Origin of the sequence: Burkholderia sp. MSh2 (genome assembly GCF_000731655.1) — a bacterium.
GTDB classification, from domain to species: Bacteria; Pseudomonadota; Gammaproteobacteria; order Burkholderiales; family Burkholderiaceae; genus Burkholderia; species Burkholderia paludis.
In genome coordinates, this window is record NZ_JPGM01000026.1 from 83,069 (window position 1) to 106,511 (window position 23,443).

General features: G+C 67.3%; 21 protein-coding genes and 1 riboswitch. Of the genes, 8 read left to right on the plus strand and 13 right to left on the minus strand.

The annotated features are described in order from the left end of the window. Window positions 1-38: 38 nt before the first annotated feature. The 3 genes from GQ57_RS17510 to GQ57_RS17520 all read right to left on the minus strand — a co-directional run bounded on the left by GQ57_RS17510 (window position 39) and on the right by GQ57_RS17520 (window position 3,392). Complete coding sequence (locus tag GQ57_RS17510; RefSeq protein WP_031402053.1) at window positions 39-1,883, minus strand: S10 family serine carboxypeptidase-like protein; 1,845 nt, start codon at window positions 1,881-1,883, stop codon at window positions 39-41. A gap of 749 nt (window positions 1,884-2,632) precedes the next feature. Next, a complete protein-coding gene (locus GQ57_RS17515; RefSeq protein ID WP_052001360.1) occupies window positions 2,633-2,938 on the minus strand; it encodes a hypothetical protein in 306 nt (101 codons plus the stop codon). A gap of 37 nt (window positions 2,939-2,975) precedes the next feature. Next, complete coding sequence (locus GQ57_RS17520; RefSeq protein ID WP_052001361.1) at window positions 2,976-3,392, minus strand: DUF6402 family protein; 417 nt, start codon at window positions 3,390-3,392, stop codon at window positions 2,976-2,978. Window positions 3,393-3,778: 386 nt separating this feature from the next. Continuing rightward, window positions 3,779-3,947, plus strand: a riboswitch (yybP-ykoY riboswitch). Between the two features lie 65 nt (window positions 3,948-4,012). Between GQ57_RS17520 and GQ57_RS17525 the strand changes: the two genes are divergently transcribed. Further along, complete coding sequence (locus GQ57_RS17525; protein WP_031402050.1) at window positions 4,013-5,023, plus strand: sodium:calcium antiporter; 1,011 nt, start codon at window positions 4,013-4,015, stop codon at window positions 5,021-5,023. Between the two features lie 108 nt (window positions 5,024-5,131). Here the strand turns inward: GQ57_RS17525 and gstA are convergent, their stop codons facing one another. Then, a complete protein-coding gene (gstA, locus tag GQ57_RS17530; RefSeq protein ID WP_031402049.1) occupies window positions 5,132-5,764 on the minus strand; it encodes a glutathione transferase GstA in 633 nt (210 codons plus the stop codon). Window positions 5,765-5,900: 136 nt separating this feature from the next. Here gstA and GQ57_RS17535 point away from each other — a divergent pair, with 136 nt between their 5' ends. Together GQ57_RS17535 and GQ57_RS17540 are read left to right on the plus strand one after the other, a co-directional pair. Beyond that, window positions 5,901-6,293: a winged helix-turn-helix transcriptional regulator gene (locus GQ57_RS17535; RefSeq protein ID WP_031402048.1), complete on the plus strand. Its 393-nt coding sequence runs from the start codon at window positions 5,901-5,903 to the stop codon at window positions 6,291-6,293. Window positions 6,294-6,325: 32 nt separating this feature from the next. Beyond that, window positions 6,326-6,694, plus strand: coding sequence for a hypothetical protein (locus GQ57_RS17540; RefSeq protein WP_034198534.1), 369 nt, complete (start codon window positions 6,326-6,328; stop codon window positions 6,692-6,694). Here the strand turns inward: GQ57_RS17540 and GQ57_RS17545 are convergent. Further along, window positions 6,691-7,239 carry a YbhB/YbcL family Raf kinase inhibitor-like protein gene (locus tag GQ57_RS17545; protein WP_235215080.1) on the minus strand — a complete coding sequence of 183 codons (549 nt, stop codon included), beginning with the start codon at window positions 7,237-7,239 and terminating at the stop codon, window positions 6,691-6,693. The two genes, GQ57_RS17540 and GQ57_RS17545, sit on opposite strands and share 4 nt — an antisense overlap. 213 nt (window positions 7,240-7,452) lie before the next feature. Here GQ57_RS17545 and GQ57_RS17550 point away from each other — a divergent pair, with 213 nt between their 5' ends. Both GQ57_RS17550 and GQ57_RS17555 read left to right on the plus strand, forming a co-directional pair. Beyond that, complete coding sequence (locus GQ57_RS17550; protein WP_034198535.1) at window positions 7,453-8,316, plus strand: XAC2610-related protein; 864 nt, start codon at window positions 7,453-7,455, stop codon at window positions 8,314-8,316. A gap of 182 nt (window positions 8,317-8,498) precedes the next feature. After that, window positions 8,499-9,881, plus strand: coding sequence for an MFS transporter (locus GQ57_RS17555; RefSeq protein WP_034198536.1), 1,383 nt, complete (start codon window positions 8,499-8,501; stop codon window positions 9,879-9,881). A gap of 56 nt (window positions 9,882-9,937) precedes the next feature. Here GQ57_RS17555 and GQ57_RS17560 read toward each other — a convergent pair whose 3' ends face one another. From GQ57_RS17560 to GQ57_RS17575, 4 genes are all read right to left on the minus strand, one after another. After that, window positions 9,938-11,014: a C45 family autoproteolytic acyltransferase/hydolase gene (locus GQ57_RS17560; protein WP_034198537.1), complete on the minus strand. Its 1,077-nt coding sequence runs from the start codon at window positions 11,012-11,014 to the stop codon at window positions 9,938-9,940. 89 nt (window positions 11,015-11,103) lie between these two features. After that, on the minus strand, window positions 11,104-12,672 hold the full coding sequence (locus GQ57_RS17565; protein ID WP_034198538.1) for a DUF3138 family protein: 1,569 nt from the start codon (window positions 12,670-12,672) through the stop codon (window positions 11,104-11,106). Window positions 12,673-12,759: 87 nt separating this feature from the next. Continuing rightward, window positions 12,760-13,875 carry a polyamine ABC transporter substrate-binding protein gene (locus tag GQ57_RS17570; protein WP_034198539.1) on the minus strand — a complete coding sequence of 372 codons (1,116 nt, stop codon included), beginning with the start codon at window positions 13,873-13,875 and terminating at the stop codon, window positions 12,760-12,762. A 255-nt stretch (window positions 13,876-14,130) separates the two neighbouring features. Then, the gene (locus tag GQ57_RS17575; RefSeq protein ID WP_031402040.1) at window positions 14,131-15,855 is read right to left on the minus strand and encodes an amidohydrolase; all 1,725 of its coding nucleotides are present in this window, start codon (window positions 15,853-15,855) and stop codon (window positions 14,131-14,133) included. Between the two features lie 249 nt (window positions 15,856-16,104). Here GQ57_RS17575 and GQ57_RS17580 point away from each other — a divergent pair, with 249 nt between their 5' ends. Further along, a complete protein-coding gene (locus tag GQ57_RS17580) occupies window positions 16,105-16,935 on the plus strand; it encodes a helix-turn-helix transcriptional regulator (RefSeq protein WP_034198540.1) in 831 nt (276 codons plus the stop codon). 41 nt (window positions 16,936-16,976) lie between these two features. Here the strand turns inward: GQ57_RS17580 and GQ57_RS17585 are convergent, their stop codons facing one another. From GQ57_RS17585 to GQ57_RS17600, 4 genes are all read right to left on the minus strand, one after another. Continuing rightward, a complete protein-coding gene (locus GQ57_RS17585) occupies window positions 16,977-17,897 on the minus strand; it encodes a LysR family transcriptional regulator (RefSeq protein WP_031402038.1) in 921 nt (306 codons plus the stop codon). Window positions 17,898-18,030: 133 nt separating this feature from the next. Beyond that, entirely contained in the window at window positions 18,031-19,233 is a 1,203-nt protein-coding gene (locus tag GQ57_RS17590; protein ID WP_034198541.1) for an MFS transporter, read from the minus strand. A gap of 93 nt (window positions 19,234-19,326) precedes the next feature. Then, window positions 19,327-20,784 (minus strand): NAD(P)/FAD-dependent oxidoreductase, encoded by a 1,458-nt coding sequence (locus GQ57_RS17595; RefSeq protein ID WP_034198542.1) that lies wholly within the window; start codon window positions 20,782-20,784, stop codon window positions 19,327-19,329. An 84-nt stretch (window positions 20,785-20,868) separates the two neighbouring features. Further along, complete coding sequence (locus GQ57_RS17600; protein WP_031402035.1) at window positions 20,869-21,213, minus strand: cupin domain-containing protein; 345 nt, start codon at window positions 21,211-21,213, stop codon at window positions 20,869-20,871. A 198-nt stretch (window positions 21,214-21,411) separates the two neighbouring features. On the opposite strand from GQ57_RS17600, the gene GQ57_RS17605 reads away from it, so the two are divergent. Together GQ57_RS17605 and speB are read left to right on the plus strand one after the other, a co-directional pair. Then, window positions 21,412-22,305: a helix-turn-helix transcriptional regulator gene (locus GQ57_RS17605; RefSeq protein WP_034198543.1), complete on the plus strand. Its 894-nt coding sequence runs from the start codon at window positions 21,412-21,414 to the stop codon at window positions 22,303-22,305. A 163-nt stretch (window positions 22,306-22,468) separates the two neighbouring features. Further along, window positions 22,469-23,419, plus strand: coding sequence for an agmatinase (gene speB / locus GQ57_RS17610; protein WP_031402033.1), 951 nt, complete (start codon window positions 22,469-22,471; stop codon window positions 23,417-23,419). Window positions 23,420-23,443 lie beyond the last annotated feature (24 nt).

Genomic DNA, 23,443 nt, shown 5'->3' on the forward strand with positions numbered 1-23,443 from the left:
GGATGAATTGAGGGTTCCTCTGACAAGGAGTCCGTCGCTCAGGGCGCCGCCGCCAGCGTCGTCGCGGCCGTCGCGCCCGGGATGCTGCCGGTCGGCACGCTGGCCGGGTTCTCGTCCGGCCACGGCGGCGGCAGCGTGTGCAGCGTCAGCGCCGTCGGAATCCGCTTGCCGTGATAGAACGTCCTCAGGTCCCGCTTCATCTGCGGCCGGGCGACGTCGTCCAGGTAGATCATGTGGCCGCCCTGGAAGAAGTTCACCTGCAGCTTCGGATTCAGGCCCGTCACCGTCTGCAGCCGCGCGAGTTGCTTCTCGGTGTTGAAGAACGGCGTCGCGAGATCGTGGAAGCCGTTCTCCGAGAGCACGCGAAGCTGCGGGTTGAGCTGCAGCGCGCCGAGCAGATCGGGGATCGTGTCGGGCATCGGCTGGCCGTCGTGCGTGAAGTCCCAGACGCCGATGATGTTGTCGTTCAGCGGCAGGTACGTCGCATTCGGCGCGGTGTAGCCGAGGTAATCCGGCATCTGCGTCGCGAGCGCGTTCGTGAACGGCTGCGAAATCAGGATGTCGGACGGATCGCCGTCGCTCTGCAGGCGCGGATCGGAGTTCGGCAGCGACACGCGTCCGTCATACCGGCCGATCGTCGTGCCGGGCAGGAGGCTCGTGCCGAACGGGTTCGCGTTGAAGTAGCCGCTCAGCGCCTGTTGCGTGAGGCTCGACGGGATCGACCACAGCCTGAGCGTCGCATTGCTCGGGAACACCGGCGTGCCGAGCGCATCCGGAATGCCGAGCTGGCTCAACACCCACGACTGCGAGTACTTCTGCAGCTGGCTGTAGATCAGCGTCGTGAACAGTTCCGTCTGCAGTGCGTACAGTCCCTGGTTCACCGGGGCCGGCGACACCTGGTTGAAGTACGCCGCGACCGCCGCGTAGCCGGGCAGGTAGCCCGCCACGGTATCGGTATCGAGCAGCAGCCCTTCCGTCGACTGCGTGATCGCCACCGCTTCCGTCGCATCCGCGAAGTAGTTCAGGATCGCCGACTGCAGCACGATGCCCGTCAGGTGCACGCCGGCGGATTCGAGCGCGAGCGCGAGCATGTCGGTACGAGGCGTGCCGTACGATTCGCCGTACAGGTAGATCGGCGACGTGCTGCGGCTGTTCACGTTCAGGTAGCGCTGGATGAAATCGCGCATGATGTTCACGTCCGCGTCGGAACCCCAGTATTTCTGGTTGGTGTTCGGCAACACGGCTTCCGACAGCCCGGTTCCGGGCGGGTCGATGAACACGAGGTCGGTGGTGTCGATCAGGCTGTCGGCGTTGTCGACGATCGGATAGTTCGGCCAGTTGTTGCCGAACAGCGGATCGGGCGTGGCCACGCGCGTCGGCGCGAACGAGCCGAGACGCAGCCAGATCGACGACGAGCCGGGGCCGCCGTTATAGACGAACGTGACGGGGCGCGGCTTGCCGTTCTTGCTCGGCGCGGTGTACGCGACATACGACATCGACGCTTCCGCGTTGCCGTTCGCGTCCTGTGCGGTCAGGTGGCCGGTGGTCGTCGTGTAGTTGACGGTCGTGCCGCCGTTTTTCCACTGGTAATGCATGACCGCCGCTTTTTCGGACACCTGCGCGGCGGCCAGGCCGTCGGTCGCATTCATCGAATACGCGACCGGGTCGACGTAAGGCTGGTTGGCCGGCGTCTGGTTGCCGGCCGCTTGCGCACTGGCCTGCTGGCTCGCGGTGGCCTGCGCGAGGCTCGACGCGCCGACGGACGACGAATCGTCGCCGCCGCATGCCGCGAGCGCCAGTGTCATGACGGTCAATGCACCTAGCCCGGCCCACCGGCCGTGACGACCACGGCGGCTGCCGGTACTGCTCCTGTCTGGTTTCATCTCTATCCTTGTGCTGGTTCGGATACCACTTCACAAAGGCCGCCAACGCCTGCGACACGCGCAGGCCGACCCGCCACTCGCGTTGCACGGTCGGCAGTCGGCGGTTGGGGATGGGACTTCTCGGAGACTGAACTTGATACAGACACAGCAAACTGCTGGCGAGAATGGTGCTCGGACGCGCCCCCTGCAGTTTGAACAACTTTTATATAACCAAAATTTACAACAACATCAAAATAGGCGGTGCTGCGCTGCGTTGTCAAAGATCATTCGGATATTAAAAATCCCGCAATGATGCTAACGGCCGGCAGTGTCTGCCAATTGAAAGAAAGGCGGATTATTCGCGATTCGGGCGCCTCATTCGCAATGCTGCGCCGAATACCTTACTTTTTTCGCACCGCCAGGCGGCCTTTACTGCCTTGACGCGGCACGCCGAAAGCCTTCAGATCGACAGGATTTTTCTTTCATTTTAATTATCCTCTATCAATTAATGCAGCACGAAGGCGCGCATAGTCATTCACGCGGAGATTCGATTCAATCCGGTCATTCTTCAATCGCAACAACAGCCCGGATCGCGTCGCCCATAAAATACCGATTACGCCAATTCGAAATGATTTCGGCGGAATTATTTACCCGGATTCCCACGGGCTTTGCCCGGCGAGGCGAGGAGCGAAGGGCGGCGTGCCGCGCGAACGCCCCTCGCCCGCGTTCACGCCGTTACCAGCGCCAGCCGCCCGGCATTGCGATGTCGATCAGCACCGGATCGTGATCCCGCGAAAGCTGACGAGATAGACGCATGCCAGGAAGCCCAGCGTGACGATCGTCAGTCCCGCGGGCATCGTTCTGCTGAAATGGCCGATATTTCCAACAAGCCGGTAGACGCAGAGCACGAAGATGATCGACGTGATGGCGAAGATCGTGCTCTTCGCATTCTTGAGCGAGAAAAGCGCGATCGCGTTCGTGGCGTCCGCTGGCAGGAACATCCACGCAATGGCGACAACCAGGCATGTGACGACAACGGTCGAGACCGCTTTGAGAATCACGGCGGTCGCCTTCATTGCTCGGCCGGGACGGTTCTGCAACCGGTATCGAATTTCAGAATGATCGGTTTGCCAGCTTGATGCGTTTGGGGCGACTGTAGACCATGAAGTCGCCACCACGATTGTGCGCCGACCTCCAGTCGCAGTACGTCTTGTCATGAACTGGCCGGTAGACATCCTTCGCCAGGAACTTCCGAAAGAAGCTGGTGCGTTTGTCGATCGGCTTGTTGACCTCCTCGCCCGCGGGGAGATAACGCCATTCTTCAATCGTCGAGTTCCCGACGCTCAAGTTACTGCTTTTGAAAAAATCGTTGACCGCCGTGGCAAGGGACAGAACCATCCCGTTCCTGTTCCAGTGGCCGAGGTATTGGCTCTTGGAAAGCGAATCGTCGTTGAACGAATAGCTGTCCTTGATGCAGACATAGACGCGGGTAATCCGAACGAGAGGCTCGAGACAGAATGTGTCTCGCATCCCGCCACGAACGTCCTTGACGAAATCGCACCGCGATCACACGAAGAGGGTCGCCAACCGCCCATCGATACCGTCGCAGATTGTCGGTCCATGTCAGTCGCTCCGGCATGATTGGCCTGCCGGCCCCAAAAGGGCAGTTGCAGCACGTCACCGACGAGATGCGCGTGTACGGCAGCGACGGTTCTGCCGGGCGGGTCAGGTCAACCTCGTCTTTGACAAGGAGCACTTCCGCCTCTTTTGCGCCCACATCGGTCGGCCCCACGACCGACACGACACATCGGCCAGGTAACTGCGTGCTCGGTCATGCAGCATCTCCCCATGCCCGCCGACCCGACAATGCCGTTCGAAATGAAGGCTTGTCGAAAGCGATTCGCTCGGCTAGACTGCCCTTCGTCTTTGGGGAGTAGCCTGCTTTCCATCCCCGGAAAGCGAACGCGTCAACACACTCGGCCTGCGGCCGTGGCGCGTTCGGCCTGATCGGCTTGGCGAGACCATGGGCGCATCGCGTCGTTCCTGGTCGGACGTCGGCGGATGCGCCATGGTTCGTCAGCGTCCGACCACGGAGTCCCCATGTTCCCCGCCGCCGTCTCCCCCTGCACCGCCGCCTGCGGAGGTGCCGCATGACCTTCATGTTTCTCGAACTGGCGTTCATGCTGGTCGTCATCCTCATCGCCGCCGAAGTCTTCACGAATGCGCTCGAACACCTCGGCGAACGCCTGAAGATTTCCGAAGGCGTCACCGGTTCGCTGTTCGCCGCCGTCGGCACCGCGCTGCCCGAAACGATGGTGCCGCTGCTCGCGCTGGCCGGCGGCACGGCAAACCGGGCCGTGAACGAGGAAATCGGCGTCGGCGCGATCCTCGGCGCGCCGCTGATGCTCGCGACGCTCACCACCTTCCTGATGACGCTCGCCGTGATCCGTTCGCGCGGGCTGCGCGGCACGATCGCGCCCGAACGGACCGGCTTCGTGCGCGACCTGAATTACTTTCTCGCCGCGTTCTCGCTGGCCACCGCCGCGATGTTCGTCCCGCATCACGCGTGGGCCGTGCGCGCGCTGCTCGCCGCGATGCTGGTCGGGATCTACGTGCTGTATGTGGTGATGACGTTCCGCGCGTCGAACCGGCTCGTCGATGCCGGGCACGGCACCGAAGCGCCGCACACGATGTTCCTGTCGCGCCTCGGCGTGCCGACCAACCTGGCGACCATCGCGCTGCAGTTGCTCATCGGCCTCGCGCTGCTGGTCGGCGGCGCGAAGGGTTTCATTCACGGCGTGGAAGGCGTGTCGAATGCGCTCGGCATCTCGGCGCTGCTGCTGTCGCTGATCATCGTGCCGATCGCGACGGAACTGCCGGAGAAGGTCAACAGCGTGCTGTGGATCCGCCGCCGGAAGGACACGCTCGCGTTCGGCAACATCACCGGCGCGATGGTGTTCCAGGGCACGCTGCTGCCGGCGATCGGCATCATGCTGACGCCGTGGGAGCCGCGCCCCGAAGTGCTGACCGGCGTGATCGTCACGCTCGCGGCGGCCGCGTGGCTGCGCTTCAATGCGCGCACGCGCGGCCTCGCGATCTGGGCGCTGCTCGCGAACGGCGCGGGGTATGCGGGGTATCTGTTCCTGACGTTGAGCCGCTGAGCGTCCCCAGCCGCCGCGATCCCGCTGACGCGGCGCGACCGCAGCATGCCGGCGCGAAGGATGCGCCATCGCCTCGATCGCCCGCGCCGCGCCAGGTGACGACGCCGGCTACGCCGCCAGCCCGTCCGCCGCCAGCGCGGCCTGCACCGCCGGCCGCGCCCGCACCCGCTCGTACCACGCACGCAGGTGTTCATGGCGGGTGAGGTCGATATCCGCGTTGTACACCGACCGCATCCATTCGGCCTTGCCCCAGCCCGTCAGCGCGAACAGGTACGCATCGGCGACGGTGAACGTGTCGCCCGTCAGGAACGTCTTGCCGGCGAGCTGACGGTCGATCCACGCGAAGCGGCTGTCGAGCTTGGTTCTCGCAGGATCGACGTACTTCCCCGCCTGCACCGCGTAGAGCAGCGGAATGAAACCCTTGTGGATTTCCGCCGTGAGGAAGTTCAGCCACTCCATCAGCCGATAGCGGTCGAGCGTGCCGTATGCGGGAGCGAGCCCGGTTTCCGGCCGCCGATCCGCGAGATACTGCGCGATCACCGGCCCTTCGCGCAGCAGCGTGCCGTCGTCGAGTTCGAGCAGCGGCACGTAGCCCAGTTCGGTCACGTCGTAGTAGTTGCGGCCGTCCTCGACGAGATGCTTGCGCGCGTCGACCTTGACGATCTCCGCGTCGAGGCCGCCTTCGCGCAGCACGATGCAGATGGCCTGCGAACAGCTTCCGGGAGCGTGGTAGAGCTTCATGTATTTCCTTCGTGGGTTGTCCGTGTATCGATTCGCCGCGACGCGGACGCTAATATCTCGCATTGGCGCACGGCTGAGAAGACGGCAGTCGTTTGTGCCGTAGTCACAAAAAATTTACCGATCAGGATTTAGCACGATGAAAACGAGTGCGACAGGATGTTCCGTTGAAGAAGCGATGCGCCTGCTCGGCGGCCGCTGGCGGCTGCTGCTGGTGTCGTATCTGCTCGACGGGCCGCGGCGCTTCAGCGACCTGCGGCGCGACATGCCGGGCATCTCGCAGCGGATGCTGACGCTCGACCTGCGCGCGCTCGAGGACGCGGGCCTCGTGCGGCGCACCGTCTACCCGGAAGTGCCGGTGCGGGTCGAATACGATCTGACCGCGGACGGCGACCGGCTGCGGCCCGTGGTCGACGTCATGCGCGAATTCGGGCTGTGGCTGAAGGCGCGCGACGCCGATGCGTCGTGCGATGCCGGCGCGATGCCCGACACCGCGCGCACCCTCGAAACGGCCAGCCACGCTGGCCGGTAATTCCCGACAACCCCCAGGCAGGAACCCCGTACATGGAACTTCACGCCACCGTCGGCGCGGCGACGTCCGATCTCGACGACGACGACAGCTTCGCCAACATCTACTGCCTCGACGCGGAGCAGAACTATTGCTTTTCGCTGTTGCGCTTTCCGGACGATTCCCAGATCGAAGTGATGGTGCGCGACCAGCTCAACTGGCGCGTCGAGGATCTGTCGGTGCGCCTGACGGACGATACGATCGACGTCGAACTCGAACCCGACGTCGCCGCGCAGCTCGACGGCCAGACCCGCTACGTGATTCATCTCGCGCCGGGCGACTACGATCCGGTCAGGCTGCGCGCGGCGCTGAAGGAAATCTTCGTCGGCAAGAGCGGGTATCGCGACGAGCGCACCCGCGACTAGCGGCTCATCCGCACCACCATCGTCGCCTTCGCGATGGCCTCGCCGTGCGCGACGTAGCCGACGACCGCCGGCGTCGCGTCGCGATCGACGGGCAGCTTCGCCGCCCTGAGCGCCGTCAGCGTGATGACGTAGCGATGCGTCTCGCCCGTCGGCGGACACGGGCCGAGATAGCCCGCTCGGCCGGTGTCGTTCTTCATCGCGACGGCGCCCGCCGGCAATCGCGCGGCGTCGTTGCCCGACCCGCGCTCGATGCCGCCGGCCGACGCCGGAATGTCGGCGACGACCCAGTGCCAGAATCCCGACCCGGTCGGTGCGTCGGCGTCGAACATCGTCAGCAGGTAGCCTTGCGTGCCTTCCGGCGCATCGCGCCATCGTATCGACGGCGAAACGTTCCGGCCGTGGCAGCCGAAGCCGTCCGATATCTGTGCGTCGTCGAACGCGCGGCCGGCAAGTTCCGCGCTTTCGATCGAGAAATCGCCGGCGCGCGCCGTTCCGGCGACAATCATCGCGACGCAAAGCGCGAACCCGGGCTTGAATATTTTCATCGTCTGTCTCGCCGGCAAGCAGGAATGGAGCGGCCATTCTTGCAATCGCGCCGGCCTCGAACAAGACCAGCGGCGGTACCGGTATCGCGACTACCCGGCAGTGCCTGTCCTGTCCCGCTCGCGGAAAAAACCCGATGCCGGTACATTGCTGCCCAGCGGGGGCCGGCCCCGGCCGGCTCCGTATCGTTCACGTCCTTCTTCCTCACCCCGATCATGACGCCTCCCTCGCGCCTCCGTTCGCTGCTCCGCCGCTCCGCGCTGCTGCTCGCCGCCTGCGCATCGCTGGCCCCCGCCGCACATGCGGCCGGACCGCTGCTCACGTTCAAGGTCGACGACACCGTCACCGCCCGCGTCGAGCGCGCCGACGGCCAGCACCTCACGGTCCGCTTCCTGCCGAGCGGGAAAACGCAGACGCTCGACGTGACCGTCACCGACGAGGACGGCCACTACCACCTCGCCGCCGACGACTACAACTTCGACGGCCACCGCGACCTCGCCGTGTACGCGATGCTCGGCATGGTCAACGAGAGCTACGGCATCTACCTGTACGACCCGGCCCGCCAGCAGTTCGCGCCGCTGCAGATGCCGGCGGCCAACATGCCGCACGGCAACTGCGACGACCTGATCAACGTGCAGGCGAAGCCGAAGGAGCGCACGCTGTACAGCTCGTGCCGCGGCGGCCCGATCTGGTACACGGATGCCTACCGTTTCGACGCCGGCGGAAAGATGTACCTGTACCAGTCCAGCGAAGCGATTCCGGACGACCTGCGCGACCTGCTCGACGGCGACAGCGGCCCGTCGTCGATGCTGCTGACCTACGACGAACACGGCAAGCGCGTGTCGCGACGCCCGCAGGCGTACGACGCCGGCAAGGTCACGTTCAAGGTGCGCCCGGCCCGCCTGCCGCTGCACGACACGATGGCCGACACGCCCGCGCGCCGCTACGTCGTCGCGGGCGACACGGTCGAGCTGATCGACGCGAGCGACGATTTCCAGTGGCTGAAGGTGCGCTATCGCAATCCGCATGCGGGCGCGGTGCAGGGCTGGGTCAGCGCGAAGGAAGCGATGGGCGGCTGATGTACGCGGCGGCGTTGCAGCCGCCGTTTCCCACATATTGAGCGCGTGACGTCCCATTAATAGGGATACCTGTTCAAATGTTGACGCACCGCGCGCCACGGCTCTAACGTTCGCCCCAACGCCATTCGCTCCGGCCGCCCCGTTCACGGGCGCCGGTCGCGCACAGAACACAGGAGACAACCGTGGCCCCTTCCGCGTCGCGCACCCGCGCCAACCCGCCCGAGCCATTGCCCGCGCATGCCGGCACGCCATCCGGTTCCGCCGTTCGCGCGGAAGCGGCACACGCGACGCCGAGCCGCAAGCGGCTGCTGATCCTCGCGCTGCTGTTCGTCACGGTCGTGATCAACTATCTCGACCGCAGCAACCTGTCGATCGCCGCGCCCGCGCTGTTCAAGGAGCTGAACATCGATCCGGTTCGCGCGGGCCTCGTGTTCTCCGCGTTCGGCTGGACCTATGCGCTGATGCAGATTCCCGGCGGCTGGCTCGTCGACAAGGTGTCGCCGCGCGTGCTGTATGCCGGCGCGCTCGCGCTGTGGTCGGCCGCGACGCTGCTGCTGGGCTTCGCGGGCTCGTTCGTCGGGCTGATCGTGCTGCGCCTCGCGGTCGGCGCGCTCGAAGCGCCCGCCTACCCGATCAACAACCGCGTGGTGACGACGTGGTTCCCGACCCGCGAACGCGCGAGCGCGATCGGCGGCTACACGTCGGGCCAGTTCGTCGGCCTCGCGTTCCTCACGCCGGTGCTCGCGTGGCTGCAGGTGCATCTCGGCTGGCACATGGTGTTCGTCGCGACCGGTCTCGCGGGCATCGCGTGGGCCGCGATCTGGTACGCGGTGTACCGCGAGCCGCGCACGTTTCGCGGCGTCAATGCGGCCGAGATCGCGCTGATCCGCGACGGCGGCGGGCTGGTCGACCTGGAAGACCGCGTCGCGGCGCGCGGCGCGCGCACGCCGTCGACGTGGCGCGACCTCGGCATCGTGCTCGGCCGGCGCAAGCTGTGGGGCATCTATCTCGGCCAGTTCGCGCTGAACTCGACGCTGTGGTTCTTCCTCACGTGGTTTCCGACCTACCTCGTCAAGTATCGCGGGATGGACTTCATCAAGTCGGGCTTCCTCGCGTCGCTGCCGTTCCTTGCCGCGTTCGTCGGCGTGCTGTGCTCGGGCGTGCTGTCGGACTGGCTGATGCGGCGCGGCGCGTCGCAGGGTTTCGCGCGCAAGCTGCCGATCATCTCGGGGCTGCTGATCTCGACCTGCATCATCGGCGCGAACTACGTCAGTTCGACGGGCTGGGTGATCGCGTTCATGACGATCGCGTTCTTCGGCAACGGCTTCGCGTCGATCACGTGGTCGCTGGTGTCGGGGCTCGCGCCCGCGCGGCTGCTCGGCCTCACGGGCGGCATGTTCAACCTGATCGGCAACCTGTCCGCGATCGCGACGCCAATCGTGATCGGGCTGCTCGTGAACGGCGCGGACTTCTCGCGTGCGATCACCTACATCGCCGCGATGGCGCTCGTGGGCAGCCTGTCGTACGGGCTGCTGGTCGGCAAGGTCGAGCGCATCGACGCGTGAGCCGCGCGCGGGCGGCGCGCGCATGCCGCGCCACCCGCCGCCCGCCGGCCCTTCCGTCAGAACCGCAGGAAGCCCTCGCGCGCAAGCGCGTGCGGATTGCCGGCCACGTAATCGAGCGCGCACGCATCGGTATCGATGCCGACGGTCAGCAGCGTTTCCCAGCGCTCGGTGTCGGGCATCGACAGGTCCGGATGGAAACACACGATGGCCCGGTCGCCGGCCGAGCCGCACATCGCCGCCGCGCGCTCGCGCAGGTCGGCGCCCGTCATCCCGCCGACGACCGCGTTCAGGTGCGCGAAGCGTTCGCGCGTGGTCGAGCTGTCGGGCATGCAGTCGCCGCCGCTCAACGCGCGGTCGAGGAAGTGGTTCGTATGCAGCAGCCAGCCGTCCGGACGCGGCACGACCACCGCCATGCCCGACGGGCTCAGTTCGATGCTCGCCGCGCGCGGGGTCTCGTCATGCCGCGTGAACACGGTCAGCACCGTCGACGCGCTCACGCGCGCGGTGCGCGCGAGTTCGATCGCCTCCTGCACCGTCGTCGCGTCTTCGAGCATGCGCCGCGCGATCGCATGCACGGGCACGCCGGCGCTGCCGTCGTCGCTCGCGTGATGCAGGATGTTGAAGTGCAGCCCGAGCCCCGCGCTGTTCACGCCGAGCTTCGCGAGCATCCCGAATTCGGCGAACAGCTTGACGGTGCGGCCGTGCGGCGCGGCGAACCGCATCAGCAGCCCCTGCGGTGCGAGGCTGTCGTGCCAGTCCCACGTCTGCAGCGTGCGCGGCGCGTGCGGGCCGGCCGGCGCGTAGACGGTCGTCGAGCACTCGCCTTCGGCCGACGCGGGCGCGCTGGCGAGAATCTCGGTGCGCGCGTTCAGGCAGGCGAGCTGCCAGCGCGGCAGGTCCACGCCGTCGGCGATCGCCTCGATCTCGGCGGCGAGGCGCGGGCACCAGGCATCGAGCGCGGCCAGGCTCGCCTCGCCGATCGCCCGCGCGCGCTGCGGCGCGATGCCGAGCCTCGGGAAGAACGCGAGATACAGCGCGACCGTCTCGCGGATCTCCGGCGCGAAGCGCTCGCCGGTCAGGCGGCCCCGCTCGCGCGGGTCGGCAAGGTCGGTCACGAAGGTGTGCAGCTTCAAGGTCAAGTCTCCTGTGTCGAAAGAAATCCGGGCCCCGACGGCCCGGAGCGTGATGCGCGGCGGCGCCGGTCGGACGGCGCACGCGGCGCTCAGAACGTGTAGATGAACTGCATCCCGGCCAGGTCGTTGCTGCGCGAGTACGTGCCGTTGTTCTTCAGGAACACCGGATGGTTCGCGGCGTCGTGGCGGTATTCGAGCTTCACGGTGATCTGCTGCGTCGGGTAGAACAGCAGGTCGGCCGTGATCGCATAGCGCTGCGCCCCCTTGCATTCGGTGCCGTTCGTCGACGAGCCCTGGAAGCACGACGGATCGATGCCGAAGCCGCTCGTCCCGTTCACCGACGGGTTGCCGCCCGCGAGCCCGTACTGGATGTTCGTGCCGCCGCCGCCGTTGGCCGTGTCGTTCAGGTAGTCGAAGCGCAGCGTCGCGCCCATCCGCCCGATCCACGAGGTCGTCCACTTCGTATGGCCGAGCAGCGACATCCCGTACCAGCGCGCGGTGCCGCCGTTCCATGCGCCTTTCTGCAGCTCGCCGTAGTCGACCTGCGCGTTCACCTGGGTCTTGTCGTGCGTATAGGTCATGTCGGCCTCGACGTACTTGTAGAGGCCGGTCGGCGACGAACCGTTGCACTGGTAGCCGTAGCCGCCCGCCTGCGCGCACGGCGAGAACAGCGATTGCCGGCCCAGCATCCCGGAGATGCCGAAATCGTAGGCCGTCGACGTCGCGTTGTCGAAGCGCGCGGTGATCGTCGGCGTCCAGTTGGTCTTCGTCGTGTTGTTCGCCGCATTCGCGATCGCGCCGGCCGTGCGCAGCACCTCGTTGCCGATCACCACCTGCCAGAAGCGCGTCATGGCCGCGTTGGAGCCCTTCAGCCCGACGCCGATCAGGTTGCCCGGCTCGCTGAAGTCGTACAGCAGCCCGTGCGTGAGCGTCAGCATCTGGTTCGACGGCTGCACTTCGTAGCCGGCGAGGCTCGGCATCATGCCGATCTCGAAGGTCCGCGTCGTGCTCAGCGGCACGGTGACCTGCGCCTGCGTGACGATGTTGTTGCCGATGCCGCCGTGCGCATTGCTGAACACGTTGCCGAAGCCGCGGTTCGGCTGGATCACGATCTCCGCCGACGGCGCCATCGGGCCGACGCCGAAGGTCTTCTTGATGTCGAGGTAGATGTCGCCGATCGTGCTGTTGTAGTAGTCGTACGCGCCCGGATCATGGTTCAGGAACTGAAAGCCGGACGTGCGCTGCGCGCGGTTGAACAGGTACACGGGATCGACGTAGCCGGTGATGCTCAGGCCCGCCAGCGGGCCGGTGGTCGCGGCCTCCTGCAGCGAATCAACCTTCAGCGACGCATTCGCGATCTGCTCGCGCATCTGCTGCAGGTCGTCGTTCGTGAACGCCGGCGCCGAATCGGCTGCCGGTGCGACGGCCGTGGCCGTGCCGAGCGGGCCGGCCGTGCCGGGCGACGCGGCGGCCGCCGCGGCTGGCGCCTTCGCGGCCGCCATGCTCGCGCGCAGTTCGTTCACCTGCTGCTGCAGCGCGGCGACCTGCGCCTGCAGCGCCTTCATCGTGCCGGCGTCGGTCGCCTGCGGAGTGTGTGCGCATGCCGCAGCCGCTTCGAACGCGAGCAGGCACAGCGCCGTCATGTGTTTGATGGTCATGTGGTGGGTGATCGTCGGGACGAGCGCGCCCCCGCCCGCCGCGATCGGCGGCGGGACGCGCGAAGGATGGGCGGGAAGGCGGCCGGCTTACTCGGTCTTCAGCTTGGTCCAGAGACGGTTCTGCAGGCGCATCAGCTCGGGCGGAACCGGCTTGCTGAGGCTCAGCCGGCGGATCACGTCGGCGGGCGGGAACACGGCCGGATCGCTCGTCACCTCGGCGCGCACCAGCCGCTTCGACGACGGCACGGCCGACGGGTACGACGTGTCGTTGGTCAGGTTCGCGCTTTCCTTCTCCGACAGCACGAAGTTGACGAACTTCAGCGCGGCGTCGGGATGCGGGGCGTCCTTCGGCACCGCCATCATGTCGAACCACATCGCGCTGCCCTCGGTCGGGATCACGTACTTGATGTGATACGGCTTCTTCGCGGAAGCGGCCGCGATCCGCGCGGAGTTCACGTCGCCCGACCAGCCGAGCGCGAGGCAGATGTCGCCGCCCGCGAGATCGTTGATGTAGCTGCTCGAATTGAACTGCGTGATGTACGGCCGCACCGATTTCAGCAGTTCGTATGCGGCCTGGTAGTCGGCCGGGTTGGTCGTGTTCGGATCCTTCTTCAGGTAGACGAACGCCATGCCGAACGCATCGACCGGCGAATCGAGCACCGACACGCCGCAATGCTTCAGCTTCTGCGCATACTTCGGATCGAACAGCAGCGCCCAGCTGTCGAGCGGCGCGTCGTTGCCGAGCGCGGCCTTCACCTTCTCGACGTTCATCCCGAGGCCGTCGGTGCCCCACGTCCACGGAATGCCGTACTGGTTGCCCGGATCGTCCTTCGCCAGCACCTTCATGATTTCCGGATCGAGCAGCCCGTAGTTCGGCACCTGGCTCCTGTCGATCTTGCGGTAGATGCCGGCCTGCAGCTGCCGCGCCCAGAAGATGTCGGACGGCACGACGACGTCGTAGCCCGACGTGCCCGACAGCAGCTTCGCCTGCAGCGTCTCGTTCGAATCGAACTCCTGGTAGACGACCTTGATGCCGGTCGCCTTCTCGAAGTTCGCGATCGTCGCCTTGCCGATCGAATTGCCCCAGTTGTACACGTTGACGACGTCCGCCGCGTGCGCGACGGGCGCGCCGGCCCATGCGAGCCCGCCGAGCGCGAGCGCCGTGCACGCCGTTTTCAGATGCCTGCTCCAATCCCCTGCCATGGTTTCCTCCGTGGATTTCATGATCCGTCCGTCACGAACGGTGTGTGCTTCGGTCCGGAAAAATGTAGCCAGAGGAAATTGGCCGGTCTGCCCTGCCGATAGGGGGACACGCCGCACAATCGACACATTCGACACATTCGACACATTCGGCACATTCGGCACATCCGGCGCACCCGGCGCTGGCCGGACGCGCCGGCCGGCGCGCGGCGCAAGCCGCCTGAAAGCCGGCGGCGCCGCATCGCCGGCCGCCCCCGCTCAGGAGGCCTGCACGCCCGTCCGCGCGCCGAAGTCGTCGCCCACGTGGGTGACGCGGCCGTCCATCATCGTCAGCGCGACGTCGATGCGGCCGATGTCGTACTGGCCGACCTCGAACAGGTCGTGCTCGAGCACGACCAGATCCGCGCGTTTGCCGGGCGTGAGCGAGCCGACCTCGTGCTCCATCCCGAGCTGGTACGCGCCGTGGATCGTGTACGCGGCGATCAGTTGCGGAATGCTCAGGCGCTCGGCGAGATCCGGGAACACCGGGGCATCGGGCTCGCCGGCAAGCTGGCGCGTATGGCCCGACTCGATGTGCTCGAGCGGCTTGTGCTGGCAGCGGCACTGGCACGCGAGGCCGTCCATGCCGATCGACACCGTCACGCCTTCGTCGAGGAACGTGCGGAACTTGTACATGTTGCTCCAGCGTTCGTGCCCGTAGTGGTCGCGCAGTTGCTCGGTGTACGCGTCGACCACGCCCCATTGCAGCTGCGTGTTCGCCATCACGCCCGCGCGGCGAAAGCGCGGGATGTCGTCCGGATGCGTGAGGAACGCGTGCGTGATCACGTGGCGCCGGTCGCGCGGCGGGTTGGCGCGGTTGACCGCGTCGAAACCGTCGAGCGCCATCCGCACCGCCGCGTCGCCGACGCAGTGGACCATCACGTTCGCGTTCGCGCGATCGGCCTCGACCAGATAGCGGTTGAACGTCTCGGCCGGCATCGTCGGCGCGCCGCAGGTGTCGGGGCGGTCCGCATACGGTTCGAGCAGGTACGCGGTGTGGTTCGCCTCGGTGCCGTCGAGAAACAGCTTCAGCGCGCGCGCCTTCACGAGCGGCGAATCGTACTGCTCGCGGTAGCGGACGAGCGTGCCGACCGGATCGTCGATCTCGCCGATCACCGCGACGCTGCCCACCACGCGCAGCTTCAGGTCGCCCGCGCGCTCCATCGTCTGCAGCGTCTCGTACAGCAGCGACTGGTCGCCGCTCGGATCGAAGAAGCCCGCGTCGAACACGGTCGTCACGCCGGCCGCGCACAGCTTCTTCTGCCACGGCGGAATCGATTTGAGGTACAGGTCGATGCCGGTCGGCAACAGGCCGGCCGCGCTGATCCGCTGCATCAGCAGCGAGTAGGCGGCGCCGTCGACGATCAGGCCGGTCGGCTCGCCCGTGCGCGCATCCTTCTCGAACCAGCTCGCGCCTTCCTGCACGGGCGGCGTCGACGCATCGATGCCGGCGATCTCCAGCGCCTTCGAGTTCACCCACATCGAATGGAAATCGGTCGACAGCAGGCACACGGGGCGATCCGCGCAGATCGCATCGAGCGTCTCCTTGCGCAGCAGCGCCGGCGGAATCGTCGCCTGCACCCAGCCCATCCCGGTGATCGCCGGCTCGTCCGGATGCGCGTCGACGTACGCGCGCAGCGCGGCCAGCACCTTCTGCGGATCCTCGTGGTTCACGAACGCCTGGAACGCGAACGCGGTCGTCTCGAAGTGCCAGTGCGATTCGACGAAGCCCGGCAGTACGAGCCGGCCGGCCGCGTCGACCACCTTGGTCCGCGCCCCGACGTACGCCTGCACGGACGCCGTATCGCCGACGTGGACGATGCGGCCGTCGCGCACGGCGACCGCCTGCGCCCACGGCCGGTGCGGATCGACGGTGTAGACCTTCGCATGGGTGAGAACGAAATCCGCCGGCGTCGCGGCGGCGTGCGTCGGTTGCATCTGCATGGGCTGTCCTTTCGGGTGATCTTTCGGGAGATCGGGTTTTCGAAGTGCTTTCACTATAGGCAGACGATTCGCGCCGGTCTGCCCCCCCGCCGAGGGGGCCCGGGCGCGTTCCGGGCGCCGCGCGCGCGTTCCTGTCGTCGTTTTGGGGACAACGCGCGAAATCCGCCGGGTGAATCCGGTGAATTCCCGGCTGACGCATGCGCGGCGTTCGCGTAACGTCGCGCTGTCCCCTGCCTTCCTCGCCCGACCATGCGACTTCTCCAGCCCGACCCGGCCGCCCGCGGCCACTACCTGATCGGCGTGCGCCCCGACACGCTCGGCGCGACGCTCCGCGCGGTCGGCACGCCGGATTTCGTCGGCGCGGTCACGGAGTTCGTCAACGACAGCATCGACGCCGACGCCGTCCACCTCGAACGCTGGCGCGCCGACACGGGCAGCACGTCGGGCTTCGTCGTCGAATGGCTCGGCAGCGGCAGCCTGCGCTTCGCGGCCGATACGCTGCGCGTGATGGATGTCTACTACCAGGACTACTGCCAGGTCGACCCGCTGGTTGCGCCGCTGCGCGGCAAGGCCGGCACGCTGCTCGTGCAGCGCCATGTCGACGGCATCGCCGACGGCGAATTCCGCCGGCGGATCTTCGACGAGCCCGGCATCGGGCAGGAATGCCTGCTCGTGCACGGCAGCGCGCACCTGCAGTACGCGCTCGGGCTCGCGCGCACGGTCGGGCGCGCCGCGTTCACGACGGACGAACTGTTTCACTTCCGGCAGATGGTCGACCTGCTGTTCCCGATGTTCGAGCTGCATGCGCGCACCTGCGCGGCGCGGCGCGTGGCGGCGGTGTCGGTGAATGCCGCATCGCAGGCGGGGTTCGACGCGCGCCTCGAACGGCAGGACGTGCAGTTGTCGCGCCGCGAGCACGAGATCTGCCGGCTGCTGCTGTGCGGGCGCTCGGTGCCCGAGGCCGCGCAGCAGCTCGACGTCAAGCTGTCGACGGCCGAATCGTACGTGAAGCGCGCGTTCGCGAAGCTCGGCGTGCGCACGCGCCGCGAGCTGTTCGACTGGGTGCTCGTCGACTGCTGAACGCGCGGCGCGCGGCCGGCGGCGGGCCCGCCGCACCGGTCCTAGGCGGCCAGTGCGGCCGCCTTGATGTTGAACGCGCGCAGCAGGTCCTCGCAGAACGCGTCGACGATCGGCTTGTCGCTCGCGCTGCGCTTCATCGCGAGATGCAGCGGCACGTCGAAGCTGAACGTCGCGCGGCCGACCGCCTTCACGAGCCCGCGCTGCTCGAACGGTTCCGCGTAGTGCGCGGGCAGGTAGCCGAGATGGCCGCCCGACAGGATCAGGATCGTCGCGGCCTCGATGCTGTCCGCGCTCGCGGTCACGCGCCGCTCGGGCAGCGGATACTGCTCCTCCGGCACCGGATAGGTGCGCCACACCCAGTCGTGACGCTGCAGCTCGTCGGCCGTCACGGGCCGCGACGCGTGGAACAGCGGATGCCCGCGGCCGCAGTAGATCACCTGCTGCTCGGTGAACAGCGGCGTGTAGAGCAGCCCCGGCACGCGATGCCAGAAATAGCCGATCGCGAGATCGAGCTGGTTGTTCACCAGGCTTTCCTCCAGCTCCTGCGGCGACGCGACCTTCATCGCGAACGTGACGGCCTGGTCGCGCTTGCGGAACGCGCCGATCGCGTCGGCCACCCGCGCGTTCTCGACCAGCGGCGCCTGGCCGATCAGGCCGATCGACAGCGTGCCGACCAGCTTGCGGTCGATGTCGCGCACCCGCGCGACGAATTCGGACGTCGCCGCGACGAGCGTGCGCGCGGTGGCCGCGAAGCGTTCGCCCTTCGACGTCAGGCGAAAGCCGCCGCGGCCGCGATCGCACAGCTTGAAGCCGACGCGCGCCTCGAGCGCCGACAGCTGCGTGCTGATCGTCGACTGCCGCACGCCGAGCGACGCTTCGGCGGCCGTGATGCCGCGTGCGTCGACGACGGCCAGAAAGACCCGGATGAGCCGGAGATCGAGATCGGTGGTATTCGAGAACATGCTTCCAGCCGCTGCGCGTATGCGCGTTACCCGGCCGGCCCGCGCGACGTGCATCCCGCGCCGCGCCGGCCGCCTGCGCCGATGAACCGAACCGGACGCGCGCCGCCATCGGCAGCGGCGCGCGTCGCAACCGTCATTCGGGCGCCACCGGAAGCGCGCGCCCGATGCCGTGCTCGACGCCGAACACCGCGGGCCGCAGCCGCTTGTAGCAAAGGAACGCCAGCGCGCACAGCCCGATCGCCGCGAGCAGCGCCGACTGCGTGCCCGCGCGCTCGATCAGCGAGCCGCCCGCGACCGAACCGATGCCGTAGCCGAGCGCGACGCAGCCCGGCGACAGCACGGCAGACTTGCCGATCAGGTCGTATTGCGGAATCGTCGCGTAGATCAGCAGCGCGCCGCCGGTCCAGCAGCCGATGAACACGATCGCGCCGAGCGTGAACGTCGCGACCGACGCCGGCAGCGCGAGCAGCACCGCCGCGACCGCGCAGCCGCCGAGGTTCACGAGCGTCCAGCGGCGCAGGCCCGCGCCGGCGCCGAGCTTCGGCATCGCCGCGCAGATCACGAGGCTCGCGACGTTCGCGACGCCGAGCACGAGCGACACCGACTTGCCGCTCAGGCCCGCATCGGTGCCGATCTTCTCGAGAAAGGTCCACACCACGCCGACGCCGCCGTACAGCGCGAGCTGCGCGCACAGCACGAGCATCGCGCCGTTGCGGTCGATGCGGCCGCCGACGCCGGCCGGCGTCGGCGCGGCCATCGTCTCGCCGCGGCGAAACAGCGGCGTCGCCAGCACGAACGCGCCGAGCACGCAGGCGACGAAACCGAACACGCCGTGCGCGCCCCACGCCTCGCTCAGCATCGGGAAGATGCAGGCAAGCAGCACCATGCTCCACGCCACCTGCCCCATCAGCATGATCCCGAGATTGCGTTCCGGCGCGCGCGAGTACGACAGGTAGCGCAGCGCGATGCCGTTCAGCCCGCCCGAGCCGACGCCCGCGATGAACTGCAATGCGGAATACGCGACGAGCCCGTGCGTCGCGAGCGTGCCGAGGTTCGCGCCGGCCGCGAGCGTCACCGCGCCCGCGAGCACGAGCCGGACCGGCTGGCGGCCGAGCACGAACGCGACGAGCAGCGTGCCCGTCGATTCGCCGAGCACCTCGATGAAGCTCGACAGCCCGAGCGCGGCTTCGCCGAAGCCCCAGTGGCGCTCGACCTGCCCGACGATCGCGGGCAGGCCGAGGAAGACCGTCGGCCCGAGGATGCCGAGCAGCAGCATCACGACGACGAACCGCGCGCTCTCCTGACGCGCTTCATCCTGCAGGTTCACTCCATTCATGGGTTGTCTCTCTCCGTGTCCGCCGTGCGGACCGTCTCCTCTGGGGAGTGTTCTTCGTCCGGCGGCGGCCCGACCCGGGCCGCCGCGCCGCCGTTACATCGGGAAGCCCATCGCCTTGAGGCCGCTGATCCACGCGCGCTTCCAGCCGCCTTCGGCATCCGCGCCGTCGAACGCATGGAACGTGATCTTCGCGGCGACCCAGCGCATCGGCTCCGGCGGGATGTAGCTCGGGCTCTGGTTCGCGATGTCGAGCTTGCGCTCGGGGCTGTCGCGGTCGAACAGGATGTTCAGCCCCATGAATGCGCCGAACCGGCTCGCCGCGACGCCGAAGCCCGTATAGCCGGCGACGAACACGGCCTTGTCGCCGAGATAGCGCTTCGCGAACACCGAGCCGCGCGAGCAGTAGTCGATCGGCCCGCCCCACGCGTGCGAGAAACGCACGTCGGCCAGTTGCGGGAAGGTGCGGTAGAACGCTTCCGCGAGCCGGTAGTAGGTTTCGCGCCGGCCGTCCTGGTGCGGCTCCGGGTCGCCGTCGAAGTGATAGCTGACGAGGCCGCCGAAGATGATGGTGTTGCTTTTCGTGAGGCGGAAATAGTTCAGCTGCGTGCGCGTGTCGTACACGCCCTGGCGATTCTTCCAGCCGATCCGCGCGAGCTGCTCGTCGGTGAGCGGCTCGGTCGCGAGCACGTGATCGCGCACCTGCATCACGCGGCGGTTGATGTCGGGAATCCCGACCTTCGCGGTGCCGCTGCCGAACACGACGCGCGGTGCGCGCACGCTGCCCTTCGGCGTCTTCACGAACACCGTGCCGCCTTCGTCGGTCACGGTCACGAGCGGCGTATGCTCGTACAGCTTCACGCCGAGCGACAGCGCCGCGCGCTTCAGCCCCCACGCGAGCTTCGCCGGATGCACGATGCCGCTCCGGTTACGCGACCACAGCGCACCCGCGAACAGCGGTGAATTCAATTGTTCGAGCGTTTCCTCGCGGTTCAGCAGCACGACGTCGTGGCCGTACTCGCGATGCAGGTCGTAATCGCCCTTCAGATGCGCGATATGCGCGGGATCGACCGCGACCGTCATCTCGCCGTTCCACTCGATATCGGCGTCGATGTCGTAGCGCTTCAGCGCTTCCTCGAAGCCGTCGAGGTTGTGATGGCCGAAGGCCTCGAGCTGCGCGATGTCGTTCGGGAACACGCGCACCGCGTTCGGCAGCCCGTGCATCACCGACGTCGAGATGATTCCGCCCGCGCGGCCCGATGCGCCATGCGCCACCTTGCCGGCTTCGATCAGCACCACGTTCAGGTGCGGCATCTGTTCCTTCGCCTGCACCGCCGACCACAGCCCCGTGAAGCCGCCGCCGACGATCAGCAGGTCGGCCGTCACGTCGGCGACGAGTTCCGGCTCGGCGGCCGGCGCGGCCGGGTTGTCGAGCCAGTACGGGAACAGCTTCGTGTTCGCGAGCGCCGCCTCGGCGCCCAGTGCGACCGGCGCGCCACGCATTGCGTGCGCCTGCACCGGCGCTGTCTCTCTTGTTTTGACTTCCATTTCCATGATCCCAGCCATCACACGCGGAAACGAAACCGCCGCCGCTCGCGCGTCACACGGACGACGACGCCACGGCGGCGGCTTCGGGCATCACGACTTCTCGAGCAGCACGTAGAACTTCTTCGCGTCCTCGATCGTCTCCCAGCGGCCCGCGAAGCCGGCCGGCAGCAGGTAGCCCTGGCCCGGCGCGAATTCCTTGCGGTTGCCTTCGACGTCGGTCAGCGCGATACGGCCCTCGACGAGCCACACCGCTTCGTCGGCCGCGGTTTCCGGAAACTCCACCGAGCCGACCTTGCCTTCCCACCAGCCGATGATGTAGTTGCCGCTCTTGCCTTCCGCCGCGCGCCAGTCGCTTTCGTCCATCCCGAAGTCGAGCTTCGTGAATTCGCCGATGCCTGCGCCGAGCGGCAGGATGTCCTTGATCAGTTTGGTCATCTGGATCTTTTGTCTCTCGATTGAAAAATGCAGGGACAAAGTTACTCATTTACACTGCCCCGGTATGCCCCCCTTCGGGGGGGACAAGCGGTGTTTTCCGCGGCGGGACAGGTCGCAAGGACACCTGCCGGTATTTCCCCCTAATGACGTTTTTCGTTGCCGACGCTACAATCCGCCGGCCTTTCACCGGGGAACCGCATGCTGCTCGACGTGAACCCCTTCCACCGCGACACCGACCGCTTCAACGTGTCGTTCAAGGCGCTGGGCGAGCTGATCGAGACGGTCGGCACGCCGCACTTCGTGCCGCGCCTCACGCAACTGCTCAATGAAGTGGTGCCGCTCGACGTCGCACATGTCGAACGCTCGCGCGTCGACGGCTCGCTACCCACCGGCTACCGATGCGAATGGATCGGCAGCAGCGGCATCGGCGCCGCGTCCGCCGAAATTTCCGACGTGATGACGCTCTACTACGAGCGCTTTCTCGACAGCGACCCGCTGTTCGCGGGGCTGCGCGGCAAGACGGGCACGATGCTGGTGGTGCGCGACATCGCGGCGATCCCGCCCGGCGAATTCCGCCAGCGCCTGTTCGACGACGTGCAGATCGGGCACGAATGCGTGCTCGCGCGCGGCACGCGCTATTCGCAGCATTCGATCGCGCTGGAGCGCGGCCGCGACCGGCCGCCGTTCACGCTCGCCGAAATGAACCGCTTTCGCAGCATCAGCGACGTGCTGTTCCCGCTGCTCGAACTGCACGCGTCAACCACGGCCGCGCGGCGCATCGCGCACCCGACGCCCGACGTCCACCCGCTCGCCCGGTTCGACGCGCGAGTCGCGGCCGACGGCGTGAAGCTGTCGAAGCGCGAATACGAAACCTGCAAGCACCTGCTCTCCGGCAAGACCGTGCCGGAGACGGCCGAGATCCTCGGCGTGCGCGTCGCGTCGGCCGAGTCGTACGTGAAGCGCGCGTTCGCGAAGCTCGGCGTGCGCACGAAGCGCGAACTCGCCGCATGGGGTTCGGCCGCGACCGCGCTCCCTGCCGCCGGATCGCACGACGGCGCGCTGCCGAACGGTCGGCCCACGATCTCCGGCTGACCCGGCCGCACCAACGTCCCGCCTTCGGTTGCGCCGCGTCGATGCGGCCGCGCCACTTGCATCGAGACCCGTCGATGTAAACGTTGCGACTTCAAAATCTTCACGCGGACGTTCTCCTCTACCATCGGCCGATCGCTTTACGTCAGAAAAAAGGAGACGGCCCATGCCCCGCGAACTGAACCAGCCGATGGGCGGCAACGAGATGCCGCGCTTTGGCGGCATCGCCACGATGATGCGCCTGCCGCAAGCCGAAACGACCGACGGCCTCGACGTGTGCTTCGTCGGCGTGCCGCTCGACCTCGGCACGTCGAACCGCTCGGGCGCGCGCTTCGGCCCGCGCCAGATCCGCACCGAATCCGTGCTGCTGCGCCCGTACAACATGGCCACGCGCGCCGCCCCGTTCGATTCGCTGCAGGTCGCCGACATCGGCGACGTCGCGACCAACCCGTACGACCTGAAGGACTCGGTGCGCCGCATCGAAGAGGCGTACGACGCGATCGTCGCGAACGGCTGCCGGCCGATCACGCTCGGCGGCGACCACACGATCGCTTGGCCGATCCTGCGCGCGCTGCACAAGAAGTACGGCAAGGTCGCCGTCGTCCACGTCGATGCGCACGCGGACGTGAACGACACGATGTTCGGCGAGAAGATCGCGCACGGCACGCCGTTCCGCCGCGCGGTGGAAGACGGGCTGCTGCAATGCGACAAGGTCACGCAGATCGGCCTGCGCGGCACCGGCTACCACGCGGACGATTTCGACTGGTGCCGCCAGCAGGGCTTCACCGTCGTGCAGGCGGAGGCATGCTGGAACACGTCGCTCGCGCCGCTGATGGCTCAGGTGCGCGAACGTGTCGGCGACACGCCGGTCTATCTGAGCTTCGACATCGACGGCCTCGATCCGTCGTTCGCGCCCGGCACCGGCACGCCGGAAATCGGCGGCCTCACGGTGCAACAGGGCCTCGAGATCGTGCGCGGGATGAAAGGCCTGAACATCGTCGGCGCGGACCTCGTCGAAGTCGCGCCGCCGTACGACCCGACCGGCACCACCGCGCTCACCGGCGCGAACCTCGCGTTCGAGATGCTCTGCGTGATGCCGGGCGTCGCCTACCGCTAACCCGACCGACCTCGACAGGATGAA

Bases quoted from the DNA above. Each gene is read 5' to 3' on its own strand.
- GQ57_RS17510 (WP_031402053.1), bottom strand. From the start codon at position 1,883: ATGAAACCAGACAGGAGCAGTACCGGCAGCCGCCGTGGTCGTCACGGC.
- GQ57_RS17515 (WP_052001360.1), bottom strand. From the start codon at position 2,938: ATGAAGGCGACCGCCGTGATTCTCAAAGCGGTCTCGACCGTTGTCGTC.
- GQ57_RS17520 (WP_052001361.1), bottom strand. From the start codon at position 3,392: ATGCGAGACACATTCTGTCTCGAGCCTCTCGTTCGGATTACCCGCGTC.
- GQ57_RS17525 (WP_031402050.1), top strand. From the start codon at position 4,013: ATGACCTTCATGTTTCTCGAACTGGCGTTCATGCTGGTCGTCATCCTC.
- gstA (WP_031402049.1), bottom strand. From the start codon at position 5,764: ATGAAGCTCTACCACGCTCCCGGAAGCTGTTCGCAGGCCATCTGCATC.
- GQ57_RS17535 (WP_031402048.1), top strand. From the start codon at position 5,901: ATGAAAACGAGTGCGACAGGATGTTCCGTTGAAGAAGCGATGCGCCTG.
- GQ57_RS17540 (WP_034198534.1), top strand. From the start codon at position 6,326: ATGGAACTTCACGCCACCGTCGGCGCGGCGACGTCCGATCTCGACGAC.
- GQ57_RS17545 (WP_235215080.1), bottom strand. From the start codon at position 7,239: ATGAAAATATTCAAGCCCGGGTTCGCGCTTTGCGTCGCGATGATTGTC.
- GQ57_RS17550 (WP_034198535.1), top strand. From the start codon at position 7,453: ATGACGCCTCCCTCGCGCCTCCGTTCGCTGCTCCGCCGCTCCGCGCTG.
- GQ57_RS17565 (WP_034198538.1), bottom strand. From the start codon at position 12,672: ATGACCATCAAACACATGACGGCGCTGTGCCTGCTCGCGTTCGAAGCG.
- GQ57_RS17570 (WP_034198539.1), bottom strand. From the start codon at position 13,875: ATGGCAGGGGATTGGAGCAGGCATCTGAAAACGGCGTGCACGGCGCTC.
- GQ57_RS17575 (WP_031402040.1), bottom strand. From the start codon at position 15,855: ATGCAGATGCAACCGACGCACGCCGCCGCGACGCCGGCGGATTTCGTT.
- GQ57_RS17580 (WP_034198540.1), top strand. From the start codon at position 16,105: ATGCGACTTCTCCAGCCCGACCCGGCCGCCCGCGGCCACTACCTGATC.
- GQ57_RS17585 (WP_031402038.1), bottom strand. From the start codon at position 17,897: ATGTTCTCGAATACCACCGATCTCGATCTCCGGCTCATCCGGGTCTTT.
- GQ57_RS17590 (WP_034198541.1), bottom strand. From the start codon at position 19,233: ATGAATGGAGTGAACCTGCAGGATGAAGCGCGTCAGGAGAGCGCGCGG.
- GQ57_RS17595 (WP_034198542.1), bottom strand. From the start codon at position 20,784: ATGGAAATGGAAGTCAAAACAAGAGAGACAGCGCCGGTGCAGGCGCAC.
- GQ57_RS17600 (WP_031402035.1), bottom strand. From the start codon at position 21,213: ATGACCAAACTGATCAAGGACATCCTGCCGCTCGGCGCAGGCATCGGC.
- GQ57_RS17605 (WP_034198543.1), top strand. From the start codon at position 21,412: ATGCTGCTCGACGTGAACCCCTTCCACCGCGACACCGACCGCTTCAAC.
- speB (WP_031402033.1), top strand. From the start codon at position 22,469: ATGCCCCGCGAACTGAACCAGCCGATGGGCGGCAACGAGATGCCGCGC.